The sequence below is a fragment of the Rosenbergiella collisarenosi genome (assembly GCF_018494085.1).
GTDB lineage: Bacteria > Pseudomonadota > Gammaproteobacteria > Enterobacterales > Enterobacteriaceae > Rosenbergiella > Rosenbergiella collisarenosi.
In genome coordinates this window covers 124,621-147,592 of record NZ_JABBFP010000006.1, presented here as the reverse complement: position 1 = coordinate 147,592, position 22,972 = coordinate 124,621, and the positions used below count along the sequence as shown (strand labels likewise).

At 48.1% G+C, this 22,972-nt stretch carries 24 protein-coding genes; 10 read left to right on the top strand and 14 right to left on the bottom strand.

Annotation, left to right across the window (positions count from 1 at the left end):
* Positions 1 to 2: 2 nt before the first annotated feature.
* The 3 genes from HGT70_RS11105 (at position 3) to glmS (ending at position 3,821) form a co-directional block, all read left to right on the top strand.
* Entirely contained in the window at positions 3 to 422 is a 420-nt protein-coding gene (locus HGT70_RS11105) for a F0F1 ATP synthase subunit epsilon (RefSeq protein WP_071432977.1), read from the top strand.
* 154 nt (positions 423 to 576) lie between these two features.
* Positions 577 to 1,953: a bifunctional UDP-N-acetylglucosamine diphosphorylase/glucosamine-1-phosphate N-acetyltransferase GlmU gene (gene glmU / locus HGT70_RS11100; RefSeq protein WP_214195868.1), complete on the top strand. Its 1,377-nt coding sequence runs from the start codon at positions 577 to 579 to the stop codon at positions 1,951 to 1,953.
* A 35-nt stretch (positions 1,954 to 1,988) separates the two neighbouring features.
* Positions 1,989 to 3,821 (top strand): glutamine--fructose-6-phosphate transaminase (isomerizing), encoded by a 1,833-nt coding sequence (gene glmS, locus HGT70_RS11095; RefSeq protein WP_214195867.1) that lies wholly within the window; start codon positions 1,989 to 1,991, stop codon positions 3,819 to 3,821.
* 323 nt (positions 3,822 to 4,144) lie between these two features.
* On the opposite strand, the gene HGT70_RS11090 is transcribed toward glmS, so the two are convergent.
* The 7 genes from HGT70_RS11090 to HGT70_RS11060 form a co-directional block, all read right to left on the bottom strand.
* Positions 4,145 to 4,747 carry a LysE family translocator gene (locus HGT70_RS11090; RefSeq protein ID WP_214195866.1) on the bottom strand — a complete coding sequence of 201 codons (603 nt, stop codon included), beginning with the start codon at positions 4,745 to 4,747 and terminating at the stop codon, positions 4,145 to 4,147.
* 389 nt (positions 4,748 to 5,136) lie between these two features.
* On the bottom strand, positions 5,137 to 5,346 hold the full coding sequence (locus HGT70_RS11085) for an EexN family lipoprotein (RefSeq protein WP_214195865.1): 210 nt from the start codon (positions 5,344 to 5,346) through the stop codon (positions 5,137 to 5,139).
* A gap of 99 nt (positions 5,347 to 5,445) precedes the next feature.
* Positions 5,446 to 6,186: a hypothetical protein gene (locus HGT70_RS11080; RefSeq protein WP_214195864.1), complete on the bottom strand. Its 741-nt coding sequence runs from the start codon at positions 6,184 to 6,186 to the stop codon at positions 5,446 to 5,448.
* 643 nt (positions 6,187 to 6,829) lie between these two features.
* The gene (locus HGT70_RS11075; RefSeq protein ID WP_214195863.1) at positions 6,830 to 6,967 is read right to left on the bottom strand and encodes a hypothetical protein; all 138 of its coding nucleotides are present in this window, start codon (positions 6,965 to 6,967) and stop codon (positions 6,830 to 6,832) included.
* A gap of 266 nt (positions 6,968 to 7,233) precedes the next feature.
* Positions 7,234 to 7,644 (bottom strand): ASCH domain-containing protein, encoded by a 411-nt coding sequence (locus tag HGT70_RS11070; protein ID WP_214195862.1) that lies wholly within the window; start codon positions 7,642 to 7,644, stop codon positions 7,234 to 7,236.
* An 11-nt stretch (positions 7,645 to 7,655) separates the two neighbouring features.
* Positions 7,656 to 8,366 (bottom strand): aspartate/glutamate racemase family protein, encoded by a 711-nt coding sequence (locus tag HGT70_RS11065; protein WP_214195861.1) that lies wholly within the window; start codon positions 8,364 to 8,366, stop codon positions 7,656 to 7,658.
* A 23-nt stretch (positions 8,367 to 8,389) separates the two neighbouring features.
* Positions 8,390 to 9,283 carry a DMT family transporter gene (locus HGT70_RS11060; protein WP_241576518.1) on the bottom strand — a complete coding sequence of 298 codons (894 nt, stop codon included), beginning with the start codon at positions 9,281 to 9,283 and terminating at the stop codon, positions 8,390 to 8,392.
* Positions 9,284 to 9,429: 146 nt separating this feature from the next.
* Between HGT70_RS11060 and HGT70_RS11055 the strand changes: the two genes are divergently transcribed.
* The 3 genes from HGT70_RS11055 (at position 9,430) to HGT70_RS11045 (ending at position 11,275) form a co-directional block, all read left to right on the top strand.
* Positions 9,430 to 9,780 carry a nuclear transport factor 2 family protein gene (locus HGT70_RS11055; protein WP_232526925.1) on the top strand — a complete coding sequence of 117 codons (351 nt, stop codon included), beginning with the start codon at positions 9,430 to 9,432 and terminating at the stop codon, positions 9,778 to 9,780.
* A gap of 45 nt (positions 9,781 to 9,825) precedes the next feature.
* On the top strand, positions 9,826 to 10,275 hold the full coding sequence (locus HGT70_RS11050) for a DUF4385 domain-containing protein (protein WP_214195859.1): 450 nt from the start codon (positions 9,826 to 9,828) through the stop codon (positions 10,273 to 10,275).
* A 133-nt stretch (positions 10,276 to 10,408) separates the two neighbouring features.
* The gene (locus HGT70_RS11045; protein ID WP_214195858.1) at positions 10,409 to 11,275 is read left to right on the top strand and encodes an alpha/beta hydrolase; all 867 of its coding nucleotides are present in this window, start codon (positions 10,409 to 10,411) and stop codon (positions 11,273 to 11,275) included.
* Between the two features lie 85 nt (positions 11,276 to 11,360).
* Here the strand turns inward: HGT70_RS11045 and HGT70_RS11040 are convergent, their stop codons facing one another.
* Positions 11,361 to 11,735 (bottom strand): winged helix-turn-helix transcriptional regulator, encoded by a 375-nt coding sequence (locus HGT70_RS11040; RefSeq protein ID WP_244968914.1) that lies wholly within the window; start codon positions 11,733 to 11,735, stop codon positions 11,361 to 11,363.
* 110 nt (positions 11,736 to 11,845) lie between these two features.
* Here HGT70_RS11040 and HGT70_RS11035 point away from each other — a divergent pair, with 110 nt between their 5' ends.
* The gene (locus tag HGT70_RS11035; RefSeq protein ID WP_214195857.1) at positions 11,846 to 12,859 is read left to right on the top strand and encodes a zinc-dependent alcohol dehydrogenase family protein; all 1,014 of its coding nucleotides are present in this window, start codon (positions 11,846 to 11,848) and stop codon (positions 12,857 to 12,859) included.
* Between the two features lie 226 nt (positions 12,860 to 13,085).
* Positions 13,086 to 13,886, top strand: a complete 801-nt coding sequence (locus HGT70_RS11030; RefSeq protein WP_092676923.1) for an SDR family oxidoreductase — start codon at positions 13,086 to 13,088, stop codon at positions 13,884 to 13,886.
* Positions 13,887 to 13,940: 54 nt separating this feature from the next.
* Here the strand turns inward: HGT70_RS11030 and HGT70_RS11025 are convergent, their stop codons facing one another.
* The 6 genes from HGT70_RS11025 to HGT70_RS11000 form a co-directional block, all read right to left on the bottom strand.
* The gene (locus tag HGT70_RS11025; RefSeq protein ID WP_214195856.1) at positions 13,941 to 15,509 is read right to left on the bottom strand and encodes an ABC transporter substrate-binding protein; all 1,569 of its coding nucleotides are present in this window, start codon (positions 15,507 to 15,509) and stop codon (positions 13,941 to 13,943) included.
* A 93-nt stretch (positions 15,510 to 15,602) separates the two neighbouring features.
* Positions 15,603 to 16,280: an ABC transporter ATP-binding protein gene (locus tag HGT70_RS11020; RefSeq protein ID WP_214195855.1), complete on the bottom strand. Its 678-nt coding sequence runs from the start codon at positions 16,278 to 16,280 to the stop codon at positions 15,603 to 15,605.
* Entirely contained in the window at positions 16,277 to 17,116 is an 840-nt protein-coding gene (locus tag HGT70_RS11015) for an ABC transporter ATP-binding protein (RefSeq protein WP_214195854.1), read from the bottom strand. The genes HGT70_RS11020 and HGT70_RS11015 overlap by 4 nt, the downstream gene beginning before the upstream one ends.
* Entirely contained in the window at positions 17,106 to 17,954 is an 849-nt protein-coding gene (locus HGT70_RS11010; protein ID WP_214195853.1) for an ABC transporter permease, read from the bottom strand. The genes HGT70_RS11015 and HGT70_RS11010 overlap by 11 nt, the downstream gene beginning before the upstream one ends.
* On the bottom strand, positions 17,951 to 19,003 hold the full coding sequence (locus HGT70_RS11005; RefSeq protein ID WP_214195852.1) for an ABC transporter permease: 1,053 nt from the start codon (positions 19,001 to 19,003) through the stop codon (positions 17,951 to 17,953). Before HGT70_RS11005 ends, HGT70_RS11010 begins: the two co-directional genes overlap by 4 nt.
* On the bottom strand, positions 19,003 to 20,571 hold the full coding sequence (locus HGT70_RS11000; RefSeq protein WP_214195851.1) for an ABC transporter substrate-binding protein: 1,569 nt from the start codon (positions 20,569 to 20,571) through the stop codon (positions 19,003 to 19,005). The genes HGT70_RS11005 and HGT70_RS11000 overlap by 1 nt, the downstream gene beginning before the upstream one ends.
* Positions 20,572 to 21,082: 511 nt before the next feature.
* Here HGT70_RS11000 and HGT70_RS10995 point away from each other — a divergent pair.
* Positions 21,083 to 22,105 (top strand): zinc-dependent alcohol dehydrogenase family protein, encoded by a 1,023-nt coding sequence (locus tag HGT70_RS10995; protein ID WP_214195850.1) that lies wholly within the window; start codon positions 21,083 to 21,085, stop codon positions 22,103 to 22,105.
* Positions 22,106 to 22,117: 12 nt separating this feature from the next.
* Positions 22,118 to 22,933 carry an SDR family oxidoreductase gene (locus tag HGT70_RS10990; protein ID WP_214195849.1) on the top strand — a complete coding sequence of 272 codons (816 nt, stop codon included), beginning with the start codon at positions 22,118 to 22,120 and terminating at the stop codon, positions 22,931 to 22,933.
* Positions 22,934 to 22,972: the final 39 nt, after the last annotated feature.

Here is a 22,972-nt window from a genome sequence, read left to right as displayed (position 1 = left end):
TTATGGCTAAAAGTTATCACCTGACTGTTGTCAGCGCAGAGAAAGAGATGTTCTCTGGTGCCGTGCAACATATCCAGGTGTCAGGTAGCGAAGGTGAGCTAGGAATTTTCCATGGCCACACTCCGTTGCTGACCGCCATTAAGCCTGGTTTGGTTCGTATCGTTAAACAAGATAACAGCGAAGAGATTATTTACCTCTCTGGCGGTATCTTGGAAGTTCAGCCTAATGACGTTAACGTAATGGCGGATACCGCTATTCGTGGCGAAGATTTAGATGAAGCGCAGGCGCTCGAAGCGAAGCGTCAAGCTGAAGAGTCGATGAGCAAAAACAACACTGATGTTGATTATGCTCTGGCTTCTGCGGAACTGGCGAAAGCGATTGCCAAGCTGCGGGTCATTGAACTGACCAGAAAAGCGATGTAATCAGGCCTAGTGCTCTGAATCATGCCAGCCCTTACCGGCTGGCATTTTTTTTGTCGTTTTTCTTAACAATATCTAATTTTAGTCAGCGTCATATGGTGTATTCTGTCCTGCAAAGCGAATAACCTTTCAAGTAAACAAAAGAATTAGGATCTGTATGTTTAATGAAGCGATGAGTGTAGTGATCCTTGCTGCTGGCAAGGGGACCCGGATGTACTCCGACCTACCAAAAGTGTTACATAGCTTGGCAGGAAAGCCGATGGTGCAACACGTCATTGATACAGCCAACGTTCTTGAGGCGAAAAACATTCATCTCGTTTATGGCCATGGTGGTGAGTTACTTAAAGCGCGTTTGACCGATCCGACATTACACTGGGTACTACAGGCTGAACAGCTTGGGACAGGGCATGCAATGCAGCAGGCCGCTCCGGCTTTTGGGGATGATGAAGATATCCTTATGCTGTATGGAGATGTTCCACTTATTGCCGAAGATACCTTACGCCGGTTACGGGCCGCTAAACCACAAGGCGGCATCGCCCTACTCACGGTTATTACTGATAATCCTACTGGCTATGGCCGTATCCTACGCGAAAATAAGACGATCACCGGGATTGTTGAACAGAAAGATGCCTCATCGCAACAGCTTATGATCAAAGAAGTGAATACCGGCATATTACTTGCCAACGGTGCCGATCTTAAACGATGGTTAAGCCAGCTGAATAATAATAATTCCCAAGGTGAATATTATATTACCGATATTATTGAGCTTGCCCACCGCGAAGGACGAGAAATTTGTGCGGTACACCCGACTAAGCAGAGTGAAACGGAAGGTGTGAATAATCGTCTACAGCTCTCACAATTGGAGCGTATCTATCAACATGATCGCGCAGAGCAGTTATTATTAGCCGGCGTTATGTTACGCGACGCTTCACGGTTCGACCTGCGCGGTAACTTGATCCATGGTCGAGATGTCGATATCGATTGTAATGTGATTATCGAAGGTGAGGTAAAGCTGGGTAACAACGTCAAAATTGGGGCGGGCTGTATCATCCGTAATAGTGTGATCGGTGACAACTGTGAGATTAGCCCTTACAGTGTGATTGATGGCGCTGAACTCGCGGCCGACTGTACCATCGGGCCTTTTGCTCGTTTGCGTCCAGGATCTGAACTCGCCGAACAGGTTCATGTCGGAAATTTTGTTGAAGTTAAAAAGTCGCAGTTAGGTAAAGGCACGAAAGCTGGCCATTTAAGCTATCTCGGCGATGCGACGATTGGCAGTGATGTGAATATCGGCGCAGGGACCATCACCTGTAATTATGATGGAAAATATAAGTACCAAACGGTGATTGGTGACCATGTGTTTGTGGGATCAGATACTCAACTTATTGCACCGGTTACGGTCGGTGATGGCGTGACTATTGCTGCGGGAACCACGGTGATGCGTGATATTGCCTCGGCATCGTTAGCCTACAACCCTAAAGAGCAGTTAAGCAAAGCCGATTGGCATCCCTCAAAAAAGAAAAATCATTCGTGAAAGCGGCTAATATTTAAACAGTTTAGGATAACATTATGTGTGGAATAGTGGGTGCGGTAGCACAACGTGATATTGCTGAAATTTTAGTAGAAGGTTTACGCCGTTTGGAGTATCGCGGTTATGATTCCTCTGGCTTGGCGGTAGTAGATAAGCAAGGTCATTTAACGCGAGTGCGCCGTTTAGGTAAGGTGCAAGCGTTAGCAGACGCAGTGGAGCAGCAACCAGTCGCTGGAGGCACAGGGATAGCGCACACACGTTGGGCAACGCACGGTGTTCCCTCCGAAGTGAATGCTCACCCACATGTATCCCATAATATTGTATTGGTACATAACGGTATCATTGAGAATCACGATGAATTACGCCCAGCGCTTCTGGCCGATGGCTATACTTTCACCTCGCAAACAGATACCGAAGTGGTTGCTCACTTAGTCCATCAGCAGCAGAAAAAGTATGGTGGAACGCTACGTGAAGTGGTTCAGCGCGTGATCAAACTACTGCGTGGCGCGTATGGCATGGTCATTATGGATAGCAACGATCCCTCGGTACTGGTGGCGGCCCGTTCAGGTAGCCCCCTAGTGATTGGTTTGGGGGTCGGTGAGAATTTTGTGGCGTCTGACCAGCTGGCATTATTACCCGTGACCCGCCGCTTTATCTTTTTAGAAGAAGGTGATGTGGCTGAGGTTACTCGTCGTACCGTCTCCCTATTCCAACGTGATGAAACGCCGGTTACCCGTGCGGTGATTGAGTCTTCTGCGCAATATGATGCCGGAGATAAAGGCCTTTATCGTCACTATATGCAAAAAGAGATTTATGAGCAGCCGATTGCCATCAAAAATACTCTGCAAGGGCGTTTTCATGACGGGCAGATCGACCTGAGTGAATTAGGCGAAGCCGGCCTAGCGTTGCTTGCTCGCGCTAAGCATATTCAAATCGTCGCCTGTGGTACCTCTTATAATTCAGGATTAGTGTCGCGTTACTGGTTTGAAGCGATCGCTGGCGTGCCTTGCGATGTCGAGATAGCGTCAGAGTTTCGTTACCGTAAATCGGTCGTCCGTCCTGACAGTTTACTGATCACCTTATCGCAGTCGGGTGAAACGGCCGATACCCTCGCGGCGCTTCGCTTGTCCAAAGAGATCGGTTATTTAGGTGCGTTGACCATTTGTAACGTTAATGGCTCCTCTCTGGTACGCGAATCGGATATGGCGTTAATGACCAAGGCTGGCACCGAAATCGGAGTTGCCTCGACGAAAGCCTTCACGACTCAATTAACCGTCTTGTTAATGCTGGTGGCGCAGATGGCGCGCTTGAATGGCAAGCCAGAAACGGTCGAGCATGAGATTATCCATGCGCTACAAGCCCTGCCGGGGCGTATCGAGCAGATCCTCTCGCAAGATAAAAATATCGAAAGCTTGGCAGAAGACTTCTCAGATAAACACCATGCGCTATTTTTAGGTCGCGGCGATCAATATCCTATCGCGATGGAAGGAGCGTTAAAGCTTAAAGAGATCTCCTATATCCATGCTGAAGCTTATGCGGCGGGCGAGCTAAAACACGGCCCGCTGGCGCTAGTCGATGCCGATATGCCGGTAATTATCGTTGCACCGAATAACGAACTACTGGAAAAGCTAAAGTCCAATATTGAAGAAGTACGCGCCCGTGGTGGCTTGCTCTATGTCTTCGCCGACCAAGACGCAGGCTTTAGCGACAGCCCGAATATGAAAATTATTCCTCTACCGCATGTCGAGGATGTTCTTGCTCCGATCATCTATACCATCCCGCTGCAATTACTCTCCTACTATATTGCGCTAATTAAAGGGACAGATGTCGATCAACCCCGTAACTTAGCGAAATCGGTAACGGTAGAGTGATAGGCTTACCCTGTGGGATGACAAAATAGTTCTAAAAGAAAAAGCTCAGTTATGCTGGTTAGTCTTACCTCTTTACTGTTTTCAAAGAGGTAAACTGACCTAGTTTTGTGGGTTCGGTGATCAATTCATCCTGAAATCATCCGCTGCTTAATTGGATGCATAACGATTCATAGACTCAGAATTCATCTAAGCGATTCTAAGGCGTTTTGAGGGGGTAACACGGTGTGGTTATCCGTTACGCCCTAGAATCGCTCTGAGGGCGTTTGAGCGGTGCACGTAAGATTGACTTATGTTAAATGAAGTCGAGTCAGGGAGTGGAGCTATCAACGGATTAGAGTGTGTAAAGAAAAGACAATAAGTAGAATTCCGCCGGCAATATTGACGTATTTTTTTAGTATCAAGGGATTTGTTTTTTTTACTGAAAAGACCAACGTCCGACTGACTGCTAAAAGCCAGACACTCATGACCATTATATGTACGGATGCCAGTATCAGATAGTTGCTAATTCCCCCCTGTTTTCCTGCGAACTGTGAAACAACGGTCAGGTAAAAAATGATGGCTTTGGGATTTAAGACGTTTGCGATCCACGCTTCTCTTAACGTTACCGAATATTTTGTCTCAGCAATAGTTACGGAATTTGCCCTTATACCGCTGCGGATGAGCACTGTTCCTAGCCAGAGAAGGTAGGCGACTCCTGAAATTTTCAAGACAGCAAATGTTGTCGGAGAAGAGATGATTACTGCCGTTATACCAAGCCCTATGAGGACCGCATGGGTGTATATCCCCAAAGCTGTCCCGGCAAGAGTTCTGAGTAGTCCTTTGTGGCCGCCAGAAAGAGCACTGCTCATGACAAGAGTGAAGCTTGCTCCTGGTGAAAGCGCGATAGGAAGAAGTGCTGGCATAAAGCCAAGAAGGTTTATATCCATAGTCTTCTGATAGTAAGTGACGCTTCGCTATATTGCCAGCCGAAGCGCTTCGTAATAGAGGGTCTTATGTTCTATTACGCGTACTACGTCAAAATAAAACTCATCACCATCGATAGCATCCATACGAAAAATATAAACTGTATCGTCCGTGCAGCCCATCTTGCATAACGCCATACGTATCGCTCACGTTCGTCAGCCTCAGCGATGGTAGGATCTGCATGTTGTTTTCTTTTCTGGGGTCTGAAACTCAACCAAATTGTAGTTATCACCGCTAATCCAACCAAAATTTTTTGTACCAAATGCCAGTCCATATCAGCCCTTCTATTTTTGATTATGTGGCCTAATGGCTTCGTAACAGAAGGGCTTTGGCCACGTAATCTTTCGAACAATTATTTTTTAAGACTGTCCATCTCTTGGGTATCACGGACTTTGTATGCGTTGCTACAAACGAGACTGTTTGCATCCAATTCACCGTTATTGCATTTCGCGACGTATTTTCTCATGAGATCTTTATCTGCTCGGAAATCGGAAACTGTATAGGTTTTGTCACAAGCCGAAAGCGCAAATACTGCCGCCATAAGAATGATGATCTTCTTCATTTCTGAGTCCTATTCAATGAGTGAATCACCTCATCGACAACGAACACCGTCCAGCAAACACTGACTTGCTGGACGCCGCTTAATCATAAACGTTTAGGACTATTTAAATCCTCCTTTGACCAGTGTTCCGGTCTCATCGTGAGTCCAGGTGATCGCTCCAGGGCAAGCGTCCGAACCCCTGGATAAAGTAGAGATAGTTCCGTTTAATTTTCCATCGTTACCAGTTGGTGGCAGGAATTTCACTTCGTAATAAGGCCAGCCTTTGTTATCACAAGTAAGATGATAATTGGAATTATTCATTTTATAATTTTCGATCCATGAACTCTGCGAGACAGCCAAATTACCGGCATTTTCTCCCACTTTCCATACACCGATAACATCTTCACGGCCCGTGGTCGTGTTTACCGCTGTTCCGGTCAGGACCTGCCCCTCTTTCTTAACTTTAAATAAGAACGTATCCCCCAGTTCACCAGGAATGTAAAGTCGACAGGTTGCACCGGCTTTTGCTCCATCGGCCCCACCTTTACAATTTTCAAAATTGGTAGAGGTGTCTTTTCTAAAGCTACTGAATAGCACCATAAACTGGCGTTTACCATTTTTGGTATTTTTAGTTGGCTGAATACCTGTGTAACCAATACCTCCTCCTCCAGTAAAACCGAACTGGTTAGCAAAATAAAACTCATCCACCGGGGCAGCAGCGTTGATCTTTATACCAAAAGTAATTTGGTTTACCGGTTCAGATGATTCTATTTTCCAGCCCATAGTGGGGGTTGCCGCAACGCATAAACCCGCGAACCCCATCAAACCAGTAGTCAGGATACCTTTTTTAAAAAAATTCATAAAAACTCCTTAATTATAATATAAAATATTGCTACGTATGTTAACTATATAGGGTGTATGTATTTCCTTTGTTCACCAATAAAAAGCGTTGACTATTGAAAAATTATAATGGCTATTAATTTTATTAATATAACCATAAAATATTTTAAATAGTTAGTAGAAAGGAGGTGCGAGTAATTTTTTAAACTGAATGATGTATCTTTTTTAGGTTTATTATAACTTGTCAAGTATGAATATAAACCTTTAAGTTTAATCAGTTTTTTATAGATCTAAATAGCATTGCTAACTATTGTATTAAGGGTAACGACTTTCTTTCAAAAACTGATTGTTTTCATGTCTTTACTATAATTAAAGAAACCACTTATCTAATTAACTTGATAAAAGATAGGAGGTGGAGAAACTCTTTATTTTTTATACTATTAATTAGCTGTAACTTTAACAAATGGTGCTAAAAAATAGTGGCCTAAGATTAATGTGATCAACGTCAATATGTTAGCGATGACCATTTTTTTGCAAAAAAATATTATTGATGATGAATCTAGTTCTAAGATATTATTATTTTTTTATGATATAAAAATAATAACCAGTGTGTTGATGGGTAGGTAACCGTAGTAATTAAATAAAAACCGCCCTGGTTTTTTCCTTAGATATACTCCGATAAAATATTGTCATTGAGGTAATTCACCGTACCGGTGAGGCGGATATTACAACGTTCATCAATAATATCCTGAACCATGGTCGAGGAGGAGGAAGATAATTTATAAAAATAAATCAAAGACATAACGTGTTCCGTTCGTCATTTTTCTCAAGCCTAAAGACCCTCAAGGGGTGATTGCTTTTATCTTAAGCCTGCGATATCTGGCAGTACCTCCGTGGCAGTGAACGGTAACGTTAAATTTAGCATCAACGTTACCGTTATTGGAGAGATCCTGCGCCAATCATTCCCCCGAGAGGGTTATCTACGCAGTACAGTGACGACAAATCGTCTGTCTGCGGCGATATTAGGTTTCCTCGGGCTAAACTACTCTTAAAACAAATAATAATTGGCTAGAGTATCTCCACAAGTTCGAACTCTTCGGCGACAAGTTCCATAGTCTCGCTGAAGCATCCTTCGCGGCGAAAGAACGCCTCGTGCTCTCTGCGCCAGTAGTTAAGGCTGCGGTCGCCTTCTCCTTCCTTATAGGCCAGCTCTTGCGTCACCTGCGAAAATCCCCATAAACGAAGTGCAATAATCCGAATCACGCAGACCGCATCACCTTGGCCGTTTAGAATAATATGATAACTCCCGATCCTTGGTATTAAGGGGTCAGCCTCGTAGGACGTGAGTGAACCGCAAGAGGCTGTCTTGACGCCTTTTACGACTAATGCCGCTAACTCGTCGGCCATCTGCGGACTATCGCCAAAACCCCAAGCTTGCGCATCAGGGTACTTCTTTTTCCATACTTCACATTGCGACATCACTCATTCCTCTATTTTTCATCTTTTGCTTGAACATAAACGCTGATCGTTGCCTTCGCGAGAGACTGACTTGTATCGATAAAGGCCAATCCCTCGACCGGTACACTCTTCAAGAGAGGACTTAGGTCGGTACAAGCGATGACAACATGGGTGCTTTGCATTGCGATAATCACGATTAGTAACTCACGCCACAACTGAATGACCGACGGGGCGGAAAAGCCTTCGGCTTTGATCATTGCGATGAGTGCCGTGACTTTATTACGCAGAACGCTTGAGTCCATCACCTCTTTTCCTGCTCGGCCTAAGATCTCTTGATAGAAACCGGCTTCTAACGTCGGTTCGGTGGCGAGTAATACGATACGCGCTGGGCCGTAGGGGAGAGCCGGGATGATCGTTTCAGCGATATGTAATAGGGGAATCCCCTCGGCGGCTTGCTGTAAATGAGGAAAGTAACAGTGTGCAAGATTACAGGGGACTGCGATGACATTAACCTGACGATTGACGAGATCGTTGATACCTCGCTGTAAAGTCTCGATCATGGCCTGGTCGTCTAGCGCTTGCCCGGGAAAGAAAGGAGTGGGTAAAGAAATCATATGCATTTCAGGGAAATCGATATCATGAGTCGCGCCATATTGCTGTTGGCATTCGTCGATGAGTAAATCGATAAACGGTGCAGTTGAACGCGGCCCCATACCGGCTAACACGCCTATCTTAACGGTCATTATTATTTTTTCTCCTTAACCGATTATCGCTTAGCGAATTTCTTCGCGCCGATGACACAGAGAATCACTCCTACACTCACTAGCAGCATCGTAAAGGTGATTTTTTCATGGAGCAGTAGCGCAGAGAGTGCCAGAGCGATAAAAGGCTGAAGCAGTTGTAATTGACCGATGGCAGTAATTCCGCCTATTGCCAGCCCGTTATACCAAAAGATAAAACCGATCAGCATACTGAATAACGACACGTAGCCTAACGCCAGCCATGAGGTCGTGGTGATAGCCGCGAAATGCTGGGGGAGCGTGGCATAAGTGGCGAAGAGCATGCAGGGTAGCGCAATAATTAGCGACCAGCAGATCACTTGCCATCCCCCCAGTATCCTCGATAATTTCGCTCCCTCGGCATAACCCAATCCACAAACGATAATGGCGCTTAGCATCAGTAAGTCGCCGGACATTAATAGTGATGCGCCTTGTAATAGAGCGTAACCCACCACTAATCCACTACCTAGCAAGGAGAATAGCCAAAAACTGGCTTGTGGCCTCTCACCTGCGCGAAGTACGCCAAAGATAGCGGTCATTAAAGGGAGTAAGCCTAAGAAGACAATAGAGTGCGACGCGCTGGTCGATTTAAGCGCCATTGCCGTTAACAGAGGAAAGCCGATTACGACTCCCAAGGCAACAATCAACAACGACCCGAGGTGTGTGCGATGAGGGACTTTTTCTCTTAACCCTGTCACGAGTAGCACTGCGATAGCTCCAGCAATCGATGCACGACAGAAGGTTAAGAATAAAGGATTGAAACCGGCGATGGCGAGTTTCGTCGCCGGTAACGAGCCGCTGAAAATGAGTACGCCAATAAATCGGTTTATCCATCCGGCCAATATAGGGGGAGATTTTTTTTCTTGCCCCTCTTCGATTATTGCCATATCGCCTGCCAAACGTTAACGTGTTGTTAATCTCTAACCTAGCATAAAATAACGACGATAAGTCAGCGAGTTTACGGAATAAGGGTGATAGAGCCGCATAGCGTTCACTCTTACTCGTCAATCGGCAGAGGACATCACTGATGATCGACACGCTTAAGCAGCTTGAGCTAGCCTTACAAGGCAAACAACGTAAGGATCCGCAGTGGTTGGACGCGATTCTCCATAAGGATTTTCGAGAAATAACCCGCTCGGGATTAATTGTCGATCGTACACAGACAATCGTGGCTCTACTTCAACAGGCTGAAATCCCTCACTATAGTAGCGATAACTTTATCCTCACACAGCCGACGCCTGAAAGCGCGTTGCTAACTTATCGAACTCGCCTTAGTGACGGCAGTGAGGTTACATTACGTTCCTCCTATTGGCTTTGGCAGGACAATGCAGGTTGGCAACTCTACTTTCATCAAGGTACGGCCGAGCGATTACGATGAACCGCTATACTCAAGGAACCATTTTTCGCGATAGGACGTCTGAGGATGAAAAAATTTAATTATGAGCAAGATTTTTCAACTATCGATTTTCGAAAAGAGCCAGAGCGTTATCAGGTAGGGCGTGGAGAACAGGGCGTCTTGATGGTAGAGCCTTATAAAAGTGAAATTCTTCCATATTGGCGCTTTAAAGATGTAGCAAGCGCGACGGCCTCGGCCAAAAAAATTATGCAATTGTTTGAAGAGTATCGGAAACAAGACGATTTCGTGGGAATGGACATGGCGCGTAAATTTATCCAGATGGGGTATACCCGCGCTAGGCGCTATGCGAATCATCCTGGTGGTAAAAAATATGACGAAAACCGCGAGATATTGCCTTATCAACTTAACGAAGAGAAAGCCGCAGCGGCCAAGATTTTTAAACAGTCTTGGGATCAGCTTAGAGAGGATGATGACTATCTGCAGCGTAAAAAGCGTCACCAGCAGCAGTTTGGATGAATCAATTTCGCCTGATCGATCCATTAGGGTCTCACTTTACACGTCATTAAGAACAATAATCGTAAAAAAAGAGAGTAATAAAGAAATGTAAATACTAAAAAACTAACTATTACAGATTATCGAGGGTCTTATATTGGGCTACTTTAAAAAATCGATCGTTCTAGTCTTTTTTATCTTGGTACATTTACCGGGTAGCTTCGCAAGGCCGAACATGGCTCCTCTAGGCCCATCAATTGCCGATACGGGATCGCAGTATTACACCTTTAGAGTCATTAAGTTAGCGTCGATTGACGCACAGCGGCACTATAAAGTTTGGGTCGCGGTACCGAAGAAAAAGGCCCCTGCACAAGGTTACCCTATTTTATATCTGTTGGACGGCAATTCGAGCCTCAGTCGTATTTCTGAAACTCTCTTAAAGGAGATATCCGATAAACGCCCACCGGTATTAGTTTTTATCGGTTATAACACCCCTCTACCCTTTGATCTTAAAGCAAGAACTTACGATTATACGCCACTTGCTACAGAGGGATCAGCGAATGGCTCCCCTATGGAGCGAGGAAGAGTTGGCGGAGGAAGTACCGTATTTAGGTCGTTACTTGAGCAAAAAATTATTCCGTTAAGTGAAGATTCATTGCCTATCAACCCAGCGCAGCGTGCTTTGTGGGGCCACTCCTACGGTGGACTGTTTGTTATTGATAGCTATTTGCATGCTTCTTGCTTTACCCATTTTTTTTCCGCAAGCCCTTCATTAAGTCAAGGCTATCGATCCATGCTGGCTGAGATGGCTAAAAATACCGTGAACAGTAAATCGATGCTTTTTATGGAGGGTGAAGATAAGGTTGATAATATTCCTCATCCTCACATCGTATCGTTAAGCGAATCGGTAAAGCAACTTACTCAACGAGGGTTGAATATATCCATTAAGACCTATCCAGGGTTGAGTCATGGCGAGATGTTTGGGACGTCACTTATCGAGACTATTCGTTTGAATAGCGAATAATGATGACTGTTTGGCTTGAGGTAATCACTGCCTTCACTTCGAGCCGAGGAGGAGTTTCTCCTTCTTATTTAACGGTTGTAAACCATCATCCTCTTTCTTGATTCCGCGCATTGGTGATCAATGTTATGGCATGCTCATTACCCCAACGCTCAAGTTGATCAATCAATGGTTTTAGGGAGCGACCTGCCATCGTCAAACTGTATTCAACTTTTGGGGGAGTTTCTGCCGACACTTCACGAAGTATGAGTCCAAAATATTCTAATTCACGTAATTGTTTCGTGAGAGTACGGGCTGATATGGGATAAAACCTCTTCTCCAATTCATTAAAACGAAGCGGTTCATTAGCGAGATAAAACAGAATAAGCCCTTTCCCCTTTCCACTGATTAATTCTAACGTCGCTTCTACAGCACAGGCAGCGCGATCATAAGTATGGTAACGAGATGATTTAATAATATCCATGATTCTCCTCACTAACAAAATTGTTCGTACGTCTTAATGATGATTGTGATGTATACCTTATATCCATATTTTCGATATCTCTATTACTATCATCAGCGAGGTGAAATAAGATGAAAACCATTACGATAAACAATCCATTTGGCGTAGAGAATATTCAAACCCTCCCGAGTAATGACCCAGGAAAACCATTAAAAGGGCAAATTCGTGTTGCTATTAAAGCTAACTCTCTAAATTTCCATGATTTAATGGTTGTAAAGGGACTCATACCCACGCAGGAAGGACGGATTTTACTTTCCGACGGCGTAGGAGTGGTGGAGGAGGTTGGCGAAGGTGTCAGCGAATTTGTTAAGGGCGATACCGTAGTGTCGACGTTTTTTCCTAACTGGTTGAATGGAGCGCCGACCTCCGCAGTCAGTGATTTTTCTCATACCCCAGGGGATGGAATTGATGGTATGGCGAGCGAATATGTCGTGCGCGATACCTCAGCTTTTACTCACGCGCCCGTGGGGTGGTCGTATGTTGAAGCATCGACGATTACTACGTCAGGATTAACTGCTTGGCGTGCGTTGATTAAAAATGGCCGCTTAAAAGCAGGTAGTACGGTGCTCGTACAAGGTACGGGGGGAGTCTCTATCGCCGCGTTACAACTGGCGAAAGGTGCAGGGGCGAAAGTGATTGTCACCTCTTCTTCTGACGCTAAACTAGCGCAGGTAAAAAAATTAGGTGCCGATGGCACAATTAACTATAAAACTCACCCTCAGTGGGGAGAGCAAGTCTTAGCCATGACAGGGGGCTGCGGAGTCGACTATATTGTTGAAGTAGGGGGACCTGCGACGATGGCGGAGTCACTGAAAGCCATTAAAGTCGGCGGCCATATCTCTCTTATTGGCGTTCTTTCCGGTAATGAGGTTGTGCTGCCAATGATGGAGATTCTCTCAAAGCAAGTACGCTTAGAATCATTAATTGTGGGCAGTCGCCAAGATCAGATCGATTATGTCAAAGCGTTAGAAGCGATCAATCAAAAACCGATTATCGATACAGTTTTTGAGCATACTGACGTGACGAAGGCATTCGAGCATTTAGAAGGCGGAGCTCACTTTGGTAAGGTTTGTCTCTCTTGGTGAGCTAACGCCAGGCGTGTCGCACCATAAAAAAGTCTGACTGAGGCATTGAGGCGGAACGGTTGCAAAACATTTCGCCCCGATAAGCTTATCCCACTATATTTCTCCATAGTGTTACCCCGCTTTGCCTAATTTAGGTTTCTTTTCCTCCGTAACACTGATGAACGTGCTGTACTGTCCTATACTAGATTCAGTCATTTTATAAAATACGTATCGTCGAGGAGTAAAGATGCAAATATCGTTAGCTAAGCAAGTCGCCCTCGTCACCGGTGCGAGTTCCGGTCTAGGCTATGCCTGTGCAAAAGGACTGGCTGCCGCCGGAGCCAGTGTCGTGATTAATTACAATAGCCAAGCCGAGCCTGCCGAAAAGCTGGCTGAGGAAATTCGTCAACAGGGCGGTCAAGCCATTGCGGTGCAGGGTGATGTCTCCTCTCAAGACGATGTGAACAATTTGATTACTCAAGCCGTTGAACACTTTGGTGGGCTAGATATCCTAGTGGCAAACTCCGGGCTGCAAAAAGATGCGGCGATTGGTGATATGACACTGCAAGATTGGCAAAAAGTGATTGATGTAAACCTGACGGGTCAATTTCTGACGGCACAAGCGGCGCTGCTGCAGTTTCGTAAACAGAAGGGGCAGCGTCAGGTTAGTCGTGCCAATGGCAAAATTATTCATGTCAGCTCTGTCCACCAACTTATCCCGTGGGCGGGTCATGTGAACTATGCTGCATCAAAAGGCGGGGTGGATCTGTTGATGCGCAGTATCGCGCAAGAGGTCGGCGAAGAGCAAATCCGGGTGAACTCGATTGCTCCCGGAGCGATTGCGACCGCAATTAATGCCGACAACACCGAAGGGGACGCGGCGAAAAAGCTATTGGAGTTAATTCCTTACGGGCGTATCGGCGCATCAGAGGATGTGGCGAATGCAGTGGTTTGGCTGGCCAGCGACCTGTCTGACTACGTTCACGGATCGACACTCTTTATCGATGGCGGCATGAGCTTATACCCTGAATTTAGAGGTAACGGCTAACGCCATCAGTCTGAAAGGGGGGCATTCACGCCATCCCCCCCTTAACTTGCCTCGCTATTTCGTAATCTGATCAAAATAGAGCATGCTGACGCCCAAACTCTGCTGTGCTCCCTCAATATTACTGCGTAACCCCACTTGCTGTGCGCCCTGTAACGCGACAACAAACGGAGAGTCTTGCATGACGCTAGTTTGAATCTGCTGATAGAGCGTTCGACGTTTTGCCGCATCGCTGGTTGCCGCGGCCTGCTGTGTCAGTTCACTGAGTTGCGGAATTGACCAACCCACTCGCCACGCCAAGGTCTTGGGGCCATTCGGTACGTTATAGGCAAAGGTACTGGCATTGGTATTGGGGTCGATATAATCCGCCCCCCAATAAGCGAAAATAGATTGGAACTGGCGACTGCGCATTTTGCCCCAAAGTTCGGCTTCAGGCACTGGCTGGAGCTTAATCTGAATATCGGCTTGGGCGAAGCTGGCCTGTAGTGCTTGAGCGATATCGCTATAGGGGGGTTGATTGGTAAAGGAGAGCGTGAAGGTGGTCCCGGGTTTTATCCCGGCCTTGGTCAGGATCTGCTTCGCTTTCGCAACATCTAAGGTGAAAGGTGTTTTCTCTAACGCCCCATCAAATCCTACCGGTAAGAAGGATTGATGGACCTGATACTGTCCTTTCAGTAATTGTTGTGACAGAGAGGCGTAATCCACTAACCAGCGCGCCGCTTGCCATAAAGCCGGGTTCCCTAAAGCAGGTTGCTGACTATCTTGCGCATTGAAGGCGAGATAATAAATTAGGCTGGAGGGGAAACTGGCCACCTTAACCCCCGCGGTATGGCGTAGCGCCGCAAACTGATCGGCACCTAATCCATAGGCGATATCGGCATCGCCCTGCGTGAGTAATAACCGGCGAGCACTGGCGTCAGGTACACCTTTTAATAACACTTGCGCTATCTTTGGCTGAATAGCGCTGTGCGGATTTTTTTCTAATAATAAGGCTTGTTGCGGAACATAACGTTGGATACTGTAGGCAGCGCTACCTGCGGAATGATTTTTAAGCCAGTTATTCCCGTAATCCCCAGCTTGTTGGTGCTCACTTACTAACTTATGGTCAACGATCGAGGCGACGGGAGCGGACAGCAAACGTAGGGCAAGATCTTGACCAATATCGCTCTGCCAGCGAATCTCGACTTCAGTGTTACTGATCTTTTGTAATGAGGCATCGATATTTTCTGGGCTCCATCCAAACTCCCCCAAAATAAAGACGGGCGCTTTATTCAATTTTACAGCTCGGCTTAACGAGTAGATCACATCATCGGCAGTCAGTGGATTACCGCTGGCAAAGGCTTGATTCGGTTTTAAGGTAAAGCGCAGACTATGCGGCTGACTACCGGCCGTCCAACTCGCCGCCGCTGCTGGGACAATCTGTTGGGGATGATTACGATCGGCACTGACTAAACCTTGATACAGATTGACCAAACTACTGGTACTCACCGTTTCAAAACTCTCCGCAGGATCGAAACTAATAATCCCATCAAGCGGAATCGCGACCACTAAGCTATTTGACGGGGTTGCCGCGTAACTGGCGGAGGAAAAGAGGGTAGCAAGGAATAACGTAAGATAAGGTTTCACTCGTAAAGCCTCCTAATAACGATGCGTTATTAGGAGTATAGGGACGAACTATCGTGGTGAACATTCGTTTTAAGTGATATCTAAAGCTAATTTTTAACTAAGGTGAGCAATCCGGCCTGCCTGCATAGTGACCGACCTATCACACATATGGTCGATCACATCTGGGTCGTGACTCACTAGCACCATCGTCAACTGCTGCTGCGCTTTTAATTGATTGAGTAAATTCAATATTTCCGCCTGTACCGACATATCCAGCGCAGAGGTTGGCTCGTCAAGCAGCAAGATTTTCGGCTCGAGGAGGAGCGCCCGCACGATGGCGACCCGTTGCCGTTGGCCCCCTGACAGCTGGTGAGGATAGCGGTCAATCAGCGCGCTGGCTAAGCCGACTTGCTGGAAGCCTTGGGCTATCCGGTCATCAATATTATCGAAACCCAGCCGCTTTAACGGTTCTGCGAGGGTGCGGCGTAAACGGTGACGAGGGTGTAAGGAGGCATAGGGATCTTGGAACACCATCTGGACGTCGCGACGTAGTTGCCCGGTAAAAGGCGAACCGGGTTGTACGTGAGTACCCGCTAACACCATATCCCCACTCCAGTGAGGATTAAGACCTGCCATTACCCAAAGTAGCGACGATTTTCCACAGCCGGAAGGCCCGACCAGCCCGAAACATTCACCCGGTTCCACCGTTAGGCTGACATCTTGAACCACTTGCCGTAACTGATATCCCTGAGGGTGAGAAACATTGAGGTGGTCTAAGGTGATCGTACTCATGAATATCCCTCCAATGCTGCTCTATCGAGTGTGGGTAAGCGCTTACCTTTAGTTGCTAGGCTCGGTCGACAGGCCCAGAGCGTTTGGGTATAAGGATGGGTCGCCTGTGCAAGATCCTTTGCCGCCAAGCGGTCGAGAATTTGCCCTTGATACATCACCATGACCCGTTGGCAGTGGTCTGCGACCTGCTGTAAGTCATGGCTAATCAGTAACAATCCCATATCGCGCTGCGCCACCAGGTCTTGTATCAACGACAGTACTTGATCACGCATCGCATGGTCTAAGGCCGACGTTGGCTCATCGGCAATTAGGAACTCGGGATCGGTTATCAAGGCGATGGCCAGCATAATACGCTGTCCCATTCCCCCGGAGAGTTGATTAGGGTAGCGCTTAATAAGTTGTTGCGGGTTCGTTAAGCCGACCGCTTCGAGCATCGCTAATACTTTCTCTTGGCGCTGACGGCGGGAGAGTTTGCGGTGCAAGATTAAGGGCTCTTCCACCTGCCAACCGATGGTTTTAGAGGGATTCAGGGCATATTTCGGGTCTTGCATCACCATCGCCACTTTTCCGCCGCGTAGCGACTGCCATTGTGACGGTTTAAGATGGCGTATATCGTTACCCGCGAGGGAGAGCTGCGACGCGTTAAGGCTCAGTGATGGGGCAAGCAGTCCCATCAAACTGCGGGCAGTCAGCGATTTGCCAGAGCCGGACTCTCCCACCAACGCTACCCGCTCTTTTCCGATTTCAAAAGAGATACCGTCGACTAAGGGACGGTCTTCAGGTAGGCCAATGGTGAGCCTATCAGCAATAATAAAAGGGGAAGCGTTAGCTGTCATTGCGACTGTCCAAGCGGTCTCGTAGACCGTCACCGATGAAATTAAAGGTTAAGCTCGCCAGAAGAATCGCTCCGCCGGGTGCCGCCGCGACCCACCATTGGTCAAAAATCACTTTACCGCCTTCTGCCACCATCGACCCCCACTCAGCGGTGGGGGGTTGGACTCCCATTCCCAGAAAGCCTAAGCCGGCGGCGGATAAAATAATTCCCCCAAGACTCAAGGCTGCTCGGACCACCGCACTGGGTAAGCAAAGCGGTAGCAGATGGCCAAACATCAAGGGTAATCCCTGAATTCCTTGCATTTTAGCGGCCGCTAAGTAATCGCTACGTCTTAATTGCTGCGTCTCCGCACGGGCTTGTCGAGCAAACGGCGGCCAGCTGGTCAGCGCCAAAGCCAGCGCGCCGTTTAAAATACTGGGTCCCAGTACAGCGACCATGGCCAGGGCGATCACTAAGCTCGGTAGAGCGAGAAAGATATCGGTGATGCGCATTAAGATACGTTCGACCCAACCCCCTAAATAGCCGGCAGCAATGCCCACCGTCACACCGACCGGCACGGTCAGGAGCAGAATAAATACCACTAACAGGAGAGTGGGTCGTGTACCATAAATAACGCGCGACAGTAAGTCGCGGCCAAAGCCATCCGTTCCAAACCAGTGGTGGCTATCTGGCGGCAGTAACCGGTCGGCCATGACCTGTGCATTGGGGTCGTAAGGCGACACCCAAGGGGCAAACAGCGCCATGGCGATAAGTAACCCCAACAGGCTATAGCCGATGATCAGTAACCATCGGCGCTTATCACGTCGGACCGCGCGAAGCGGTAAGGAAGTGTCAGTCATCGTGTTCTCGGATCGGTAAGCCAAACTAACGCATCGGTTAGGGCATTGATGATAATAAAGCAACTTCCTATGACTAGGGTTGCTCCCAAGATGGCAGGAATATCTGACGCAAATAACGCATTGGTCAGATAACGGCCCAATCCTGGCCAAGCGAACACGCTCTCGGTTAATACTGCGCCTTCCAGTAAGGATACGTAGGAGAGCATGACGACGGTAATCAGGGTTCCGCGTGTATTAGGCAGTAAATGATGCCAGACAATTCTCCAGCGGCTGGCACCTTTGGCCCGTGCAAGCGTCACGTACTCTTTACTGTTCTCTTCTAATAACGCCGCGCGAAGCAGCCGTGTGATCGAGGCCATCGAGAGTAAGCCGAGGATCACCACCGGCAACCATAGGTGCTGCAACGCATTGATAAACATCTCGCGATCACCGGATAACCAACTGTCGATGATGACCAGACCGGTTCTCGGTTCTAACGTATAAACGTAGAGATCGTCGAGCTGCCCCGGCCCCGCCGACCAATGGAGTCCGGCATAGAACAGTAATAATCCAAGTAAACCGATCCAAAAGACGGGAACAGAATAGCCCAATAAAGAAATGACCCGGGCAATATGGTCAAGCCAACTTTTAGGGTGCCACACCGATACCAGCGCCAGACCGATGCCACAGCTGGCCCCGAGGATGAGGGCGCAGGTCGCCAGCTCAAAGGTTGCCGGGAAGGTGCGTAACAGATCATCGACGACCGGTTGGCCTGTACTCTGCGAAACGCCAAGGTGACCCTGGGCGAGCTGCTGTAGGTAATGCCAGAACTGGACAGGGAGCGAGTGATCTAACCCTAATTGATGGCGGACCTGAGCATAAGTGGATGCCGTTGCGTGATCCCCCACCAGCTGTAAAACCGGATCGACCGGCGAAAGGTGGGATAAGGTAAAGGTAAACGCCAACAAGCCGAGCAGGGTAATCATCAGTGAAAAAAGATTACCCGTCAGGCGCTGTATAAGCCGCCTGACCGGCATGCTGCGACCAGAGGTGGACGCAGACCCTGCCATTACTTCGTTACCTGACTGTAATAAACCATGTCAGGGTTCATCCCTTGCTGATACCCTTTAATGTTGCTGCGTAGCGCGATCAGCTGGTGGGCTTGCAGGCCAATAACATAAGGCGAGCTTTTCTGTACTTGACGCTGTAATTTCTCATACAGTGCCGCGCGTTGGGCGTTATCCGTTAAGGCCACCGCCTTATGCGTATCAGCGGTTAACTCAGGGATATGCCAGCCAGCGCGGTAGGCAAGTGTACTGCTGCCATCTTCTGGGTTGGTGGCAAAGGCAGCGGCATTGGTATTCGGATCGAAATAGTCTGGCCCCCACGAGGTGACGGTAGCATCGAACTGATGGCTCGCCATCTTAGCGGTAACTTCACTACTTAGACTTGGAATTAACTCAATTTTTACTCCACCTTTTGCAAAGCTAGCTTGTAGCGCCTGGGCAATATCCAAATAAGGCGGTTGGTTGTTGACCACGACTTTAAAAGAGACATTGGAGAGGCCCGCTTTGGCTAAGATCGCTTTCGCTTTCTCGGGATTATAGGTGTATGGGGTATCATTGAGGGCGCCTAAATAGCCACTGGGTAGGAACGATTGGTGGATAGAGAATTGCCCTTTCAATAAGCCGTTGGCAATCCCATCGTAATCAAACAGGTAGCGCGAGGCTTCCCAGAAGGCGGGATTTTTAAGCGTCGCTGAAGATTGCGTGTTAAACAGCAGGTAGTAAAGCGAGGCGATAGGTACGGAGACTGGGGTAACACCTGGCTTATGTTGCAGGGCACTGAACTGATCGCTCCCTAGGTTACGTGCAATATCCGCATCCCCTTGTTCAATTACTAGACGGCGTGTCGCCGCTTCGGGAACATTTTTAATCAGTAGGGTGCTGAGCTTTGGTGCGCCGGCTGGCGAGCGCGGGTTAGCCGTCATCAATAGCACTTCATGAGGAACATAGCGGCGAATTTGATAAGGTCCACTGCCCGCGGAATGGCTGGATAACCACTGATGCCCCAGATCATTATTGACTTGGTGACTTAACGCTTCTTTTTCATCGACGATAGAAGCAACCGGCGCAGAGAGTAAGCTAAGCACAAAGGCTGGGCTAACCGCGGCGTCCCAATGTAGTGTTACCTGATTAGCACTGGTTTTGGTCAGCTGGTTATCGATATTTTTTGCATTCCAACCAAGTTGCGTCAGAACGAACGAGGGTTCCAAATTTAACTTAATCACACGGGACAATGAAAAAATAACATCTTCAGGACGGATCGGATTACCGCTGGCGAACGTGGCTCCGTCTCGTAAGGTGAAGGTCAAGCTTCGATTATCGCTGCCAGCTTTCCAGCTACTGGCAAGCGTTGGACGGAGATCGACGGGGTGAGCAGGATCAGATTGCAGTAGACGCTGGTACAAGTTGGTAAAGGCTTGGACGGTGGAAGTTTCAAAGCCCTGGGCGGGGTCAAAGCTGATCGCATCATCCAGCGATTGCGCGACCACTAAGGTATTCGGCGGCGTCGCACTGTGTGCCGAGAGCGTGGTCAGCGATGCGGTGAATAAGAGACTTATCAACGTTTTTTTCATTTTTATTCCTTGCTAAACAGGGCGTTTACCGGACTGAGCGAGTCCTGACTCTCTCAGTGGCGCATCTTATTATTCTTTATTGTTATATCTATTCGGTTCTTTATCACTTAAGTAATTTATAAGATTTTTTTACGTTCTGCTAGCCGGTGATACGATTAATTATTGGCGGCTGGCTACCCGCCACGTGGTAGTGATTAATGAATTGAATTGATAACGTCATTCGTTATTCGACCTCTAGTCTGTTTTCACTCTTGTTGCCATCATTGACTCACGACGGTCCGCTACTGCATTGCATACTTTCGAAGCGTGAAGCCAGATTGTCGAGAGGATGACGGCCGGGCGGTCGGCGACCACCCTTATCAGCACAAAAACGGGTTAGCCGATCCGTGCGTTGATCATAGACACACTTTAGTCGGTCTTTTCCCCGCCAGCGACAACGCCGTGATGACAAACGACGTATATCAGGTAAGCGCTGTTCGCTGAGCAACCACTCACCAACTGGGAGATAATAATGTTTGCAACGATGATGCATGGTGCGGGCGACGTCCGTTACGAAGAAGTCGCGGACCCGAAAATAATTGCGCCAACAGATGCCATTATTCAACTGGCTGTGACCAGCATCTGTGGGTCCGATCTCTGGCCTTATCGCGGATACGGGGATTTCGATGGCCCAAAAGCGATGGGCCACGAGTATTGCGGCGTGGTGGTAGAGATTGGCAGTGAAGTCAAAACGGTTAAAAAAGGACAATTCGTGGTCGGGTCATTCTGTCTATCAGACAATACCTGTCCGCATTGCCAATATGGTTTCCAATCCTCTTGTCAGCAACGTGAGTTTATGACCGGTGCCCAAGCCCCCTATGCCCGCATTCCGTTAGCAGACGGGACATTAGTTGGCCTCGACCACTTACCTGATCCCTCGCTCTACCCTGATCTCCAAGCGGTTTCTGATGTATTGGGGACCGGTTGGTATGCGGCCGATGCGGCGAGAGTCACGCCGGGTTCCACCGCCGTAGTCATCGGCGATGGGGCGGTAGGCTTAATGGCGGTGATTGCGGCGAAACATTACGGTGCGGAACGTATTATTGCCATGAGTCGCCATCCCTCACGCCAAGCCTTAGCGAAAGAGTTTGGCGCGACGGATATTGTCGCAGAACGCGGCGAGGAAGGGATTGCTCGGGTGATGGAGCTGACGCGAGGGATCGGTGCGGAATCGGTCCTAGAGTGTGTGGGGATGGAGCAGTCGATGCAGCAAGCCACCAGTATTGTCCGGCCTGGCGGTATGATCGGTTATGTTGGTGTACCGCACGGCGTTACCTTCGATGGACAGAAGATGTTTTTCGCCCAATCGGGCATGTTAGGCGGTCCTGCACCGGTAAGACGCTTCCTTCCTGAGCTACTGGAATTAACCTTAGCGCGTAAAATTCAGCCAGGAAAAGTGTTCGATTTAGTGCTGCCGATAGCCGACGTGGCAAAAGGCTATGCCGCGATGGATCAGCGAAAAGCGATCAAAACACTACTCACTCTAGGCGACTAACGAGGTCATTCTATGTCAGACATTATTGTTGTCATCGGGAGTGGGTCTATTGCCCAAGCTATCGCACGCCGCGTCAGCCTGGGTAAAAAAATTCTCCTCGCCGATATCAATATTGAGACAGCACAAGCGGTTGAAGAGAGCTTAAAGAAAGCCGGCTTTGCGGTAAGTACGGCCCATGTGGATGTTTCTTCTCGTACCTCCATCGAAGCCTTGGTCACCACTGCCACGGCGCTGGGCGAGGTAAAAGGGGTCATTCATACCGCGGGTCTATCCCCGTCTCAATCGGCTGCGCAACATTTATTACAGGTTGATCTTTACGGTACCGCAGTAGTACTAGAAGCTTTCGGTAAAGTGATCGCGCCGGGCGGATCGGGGGTAGTGATTGGCTCTCAATCTAGCCACCGTTTAGCCGTTGATGCCCTGACACAAAAGACGGCGGATGAGTTAGCACTGCTACCGCCCGAGGAACTGATCGAGCTGCCGTGGATCAAAGAAATTGATGACAGTTTATATGCGTACCAAATCTCTAAACGGGGTAATGCGCTGCGTGTTATCTCTGAGGCCGTGAAATGGGGTAAACGCGGTGCGCGGATTAACTGTATTAGCGCCGGTATTGTTTATACCCCCTTAGCGTATGACGAATTAACCAGTGCGGAGCGCGGGGAGTACTACCGTACTATGCTGGCTAACTCTCCAGCCGGTCGCGGGGGGACGCCGGACGAGATTGGCGATCTGGCGGAATTTCTGTTTGGTCCCAAGGGAACCTATATCAGCGGCAGCGATATCTTAATCGATGGTGGGGTCACTGCCTCAATTAAGTATCCTTAGTGGTTACCCGCCTAACCGATAGGGGGAAGGCGGGTAAAT

Excerpts from the sequence above, each read along its gene's own strand:
- HGT70_RS11105 (WP_071432977.1), top strand. The coding sequence starts at position 3 with ATGGCTAAAAGTTATCACCTGACTGTTGTCAGCGCAGAGAAAGAGATG.
- glmU (WP_214195868.1), top strand. The coding sequence starts at position 577 with ATGTTTAATGAAGCGATGAGTGTAGTGATCCTTGCTGCTGGCAAGGGG.
- glmS (WP_214195867.1), top strand. The coding sequence starts at position 1,989 with ATGTGTGGAATAGTGGGTGCGGTAGCACAACGTGATATTGCTGAAATT.
- HGT70_RS11090 (WP_214195866.1), bottom strand. The coding sequence starts at position 4,747 with ATGGATATAAACCTTCTTGGCTTTATGCCAGCACTTCTTCCTATCGCG.
- HGT70_RS11085 (WP_214195865.1), bottom strand. The coding sequence starts at position 5,346 with ATGAAGAAGATCATCATTCTTATGGCGGCAGTATTTGCGCTTTCGGCT.
- HGT70_RS11080 (WP_214195864.1), bottom strand. The coding sequence starts at position 6,186 with ATGAATTTTTTTAAAAAAGGTATCCTGACTACTGGTTTGATGGGGTTC.
- HGT70_RS11075 (WP_214195863.1), bottom strand. The coding sequence starts at position 6,967 with ATGTCTTTGATTTATTTTTATAAATTATCTTCCTCCTCCTCGACCATG.
- HGT70_RS11070 (WP_214195862.1), bottom strand. The coding sequence starts at position 7,644 with ATGTCGCAATGTGAAGTATGGAAAAAGAAGTACCCTGATGCGCAAGCT.
- HGT70_RS11065 (WP_214195861.1), bottom strand. The coding sequence starts at position 8,366 with ATGACCGTTAAGATAGGCGTGTTAGCCGGTATGGGGCCGCGTTCAACT.
- HGT70_RS11055 (WP_232526925.1), top strand. The coding sequence starts at position 9,430 with ATGATCGACACGCTTAAGCAGCTTGAGCTAGCCTTACAAGGCAAACAA.
- HGT70_RS11050 (WP_214195859.1), top strand. The coding sequence starts at position 9,826 with ATGAAAAAATTTAATTATGAGCAAGATTTTTCAACTATCGATTTTCGA.
- HGT70_RS11040 (WP_244968914.1), bottom strand. The coding sequence starts at position 11,735 with ATGGATATTATTAAATCATCTCGTTACCATACTTATGATCGCGCTGCC.
- HGT70_RS11035 (WP_214195857.1), top strand. The coding sequence starts at position 11,846 with ATGAAAACCATTACGATAAACAATCCATTTGGCGTAGAGAATATTCAA.
- HGT70_RS11030 (WP_092676923.1), top strand. The coding sequence starts at position 13,086 with ATGCAAATATCGTTAGCTAAGCAAGTCGCCCTCGTCACCGGTGCGAGT.
- HGT70_RS11020 (WP_214195855.1), bottom strand. The coding sequence starts at position 16,280 with ATGAGTACGATCACCTTAGACCACCTCAATGTTTCTCACCCTCAGGGA.
- HGT70_RS11015 (WP_214195854.1), bottom strand. The coding sequence starts at position 17,116 with ATGACAGCTAACGCTTCCCCTTTTATTATTGCTGATAGGCTCACCATT.
- HGT70_RS11010 (WP_214195853.1), bottom strand. The coding sequence starts at position 17,954 with ATGACTGACACTTCCTTACCGCTTCGCGCGGTCCGACGTGATAAGCGC.
- HGT70_RS11005 (WP_214195852.1), bottom strand. The coding sequence starts at position 19,003 with ATGGCAGGGTCTGCGTCCACCTCTGGTCGCAGCATGCCGGTCAGGCGG.
- HGT70_RS11000 (WP_214195851.1), bottom strand. The coding sequence starts at position 20,571 with ATGAAAAAAACGTTGATAAGTCTCTTATTCACCGCATCGCTGACCACG.
- HGT70_RS10995 (WP_214195850.1), top strand. The coding sequence starts at position 21,083 with ATGTTTGCAACGATGATGCATGGTGCGGGCGACGTCCGTTACGAAGAA.
- HGT70_RS10990 (WP_214195849.1), top strand. The coding sequence starts at position 22,118 with ATGTCAGACATTATTGTTGTCATCGGGAGTGGGTCTATTGCCCAAGCT.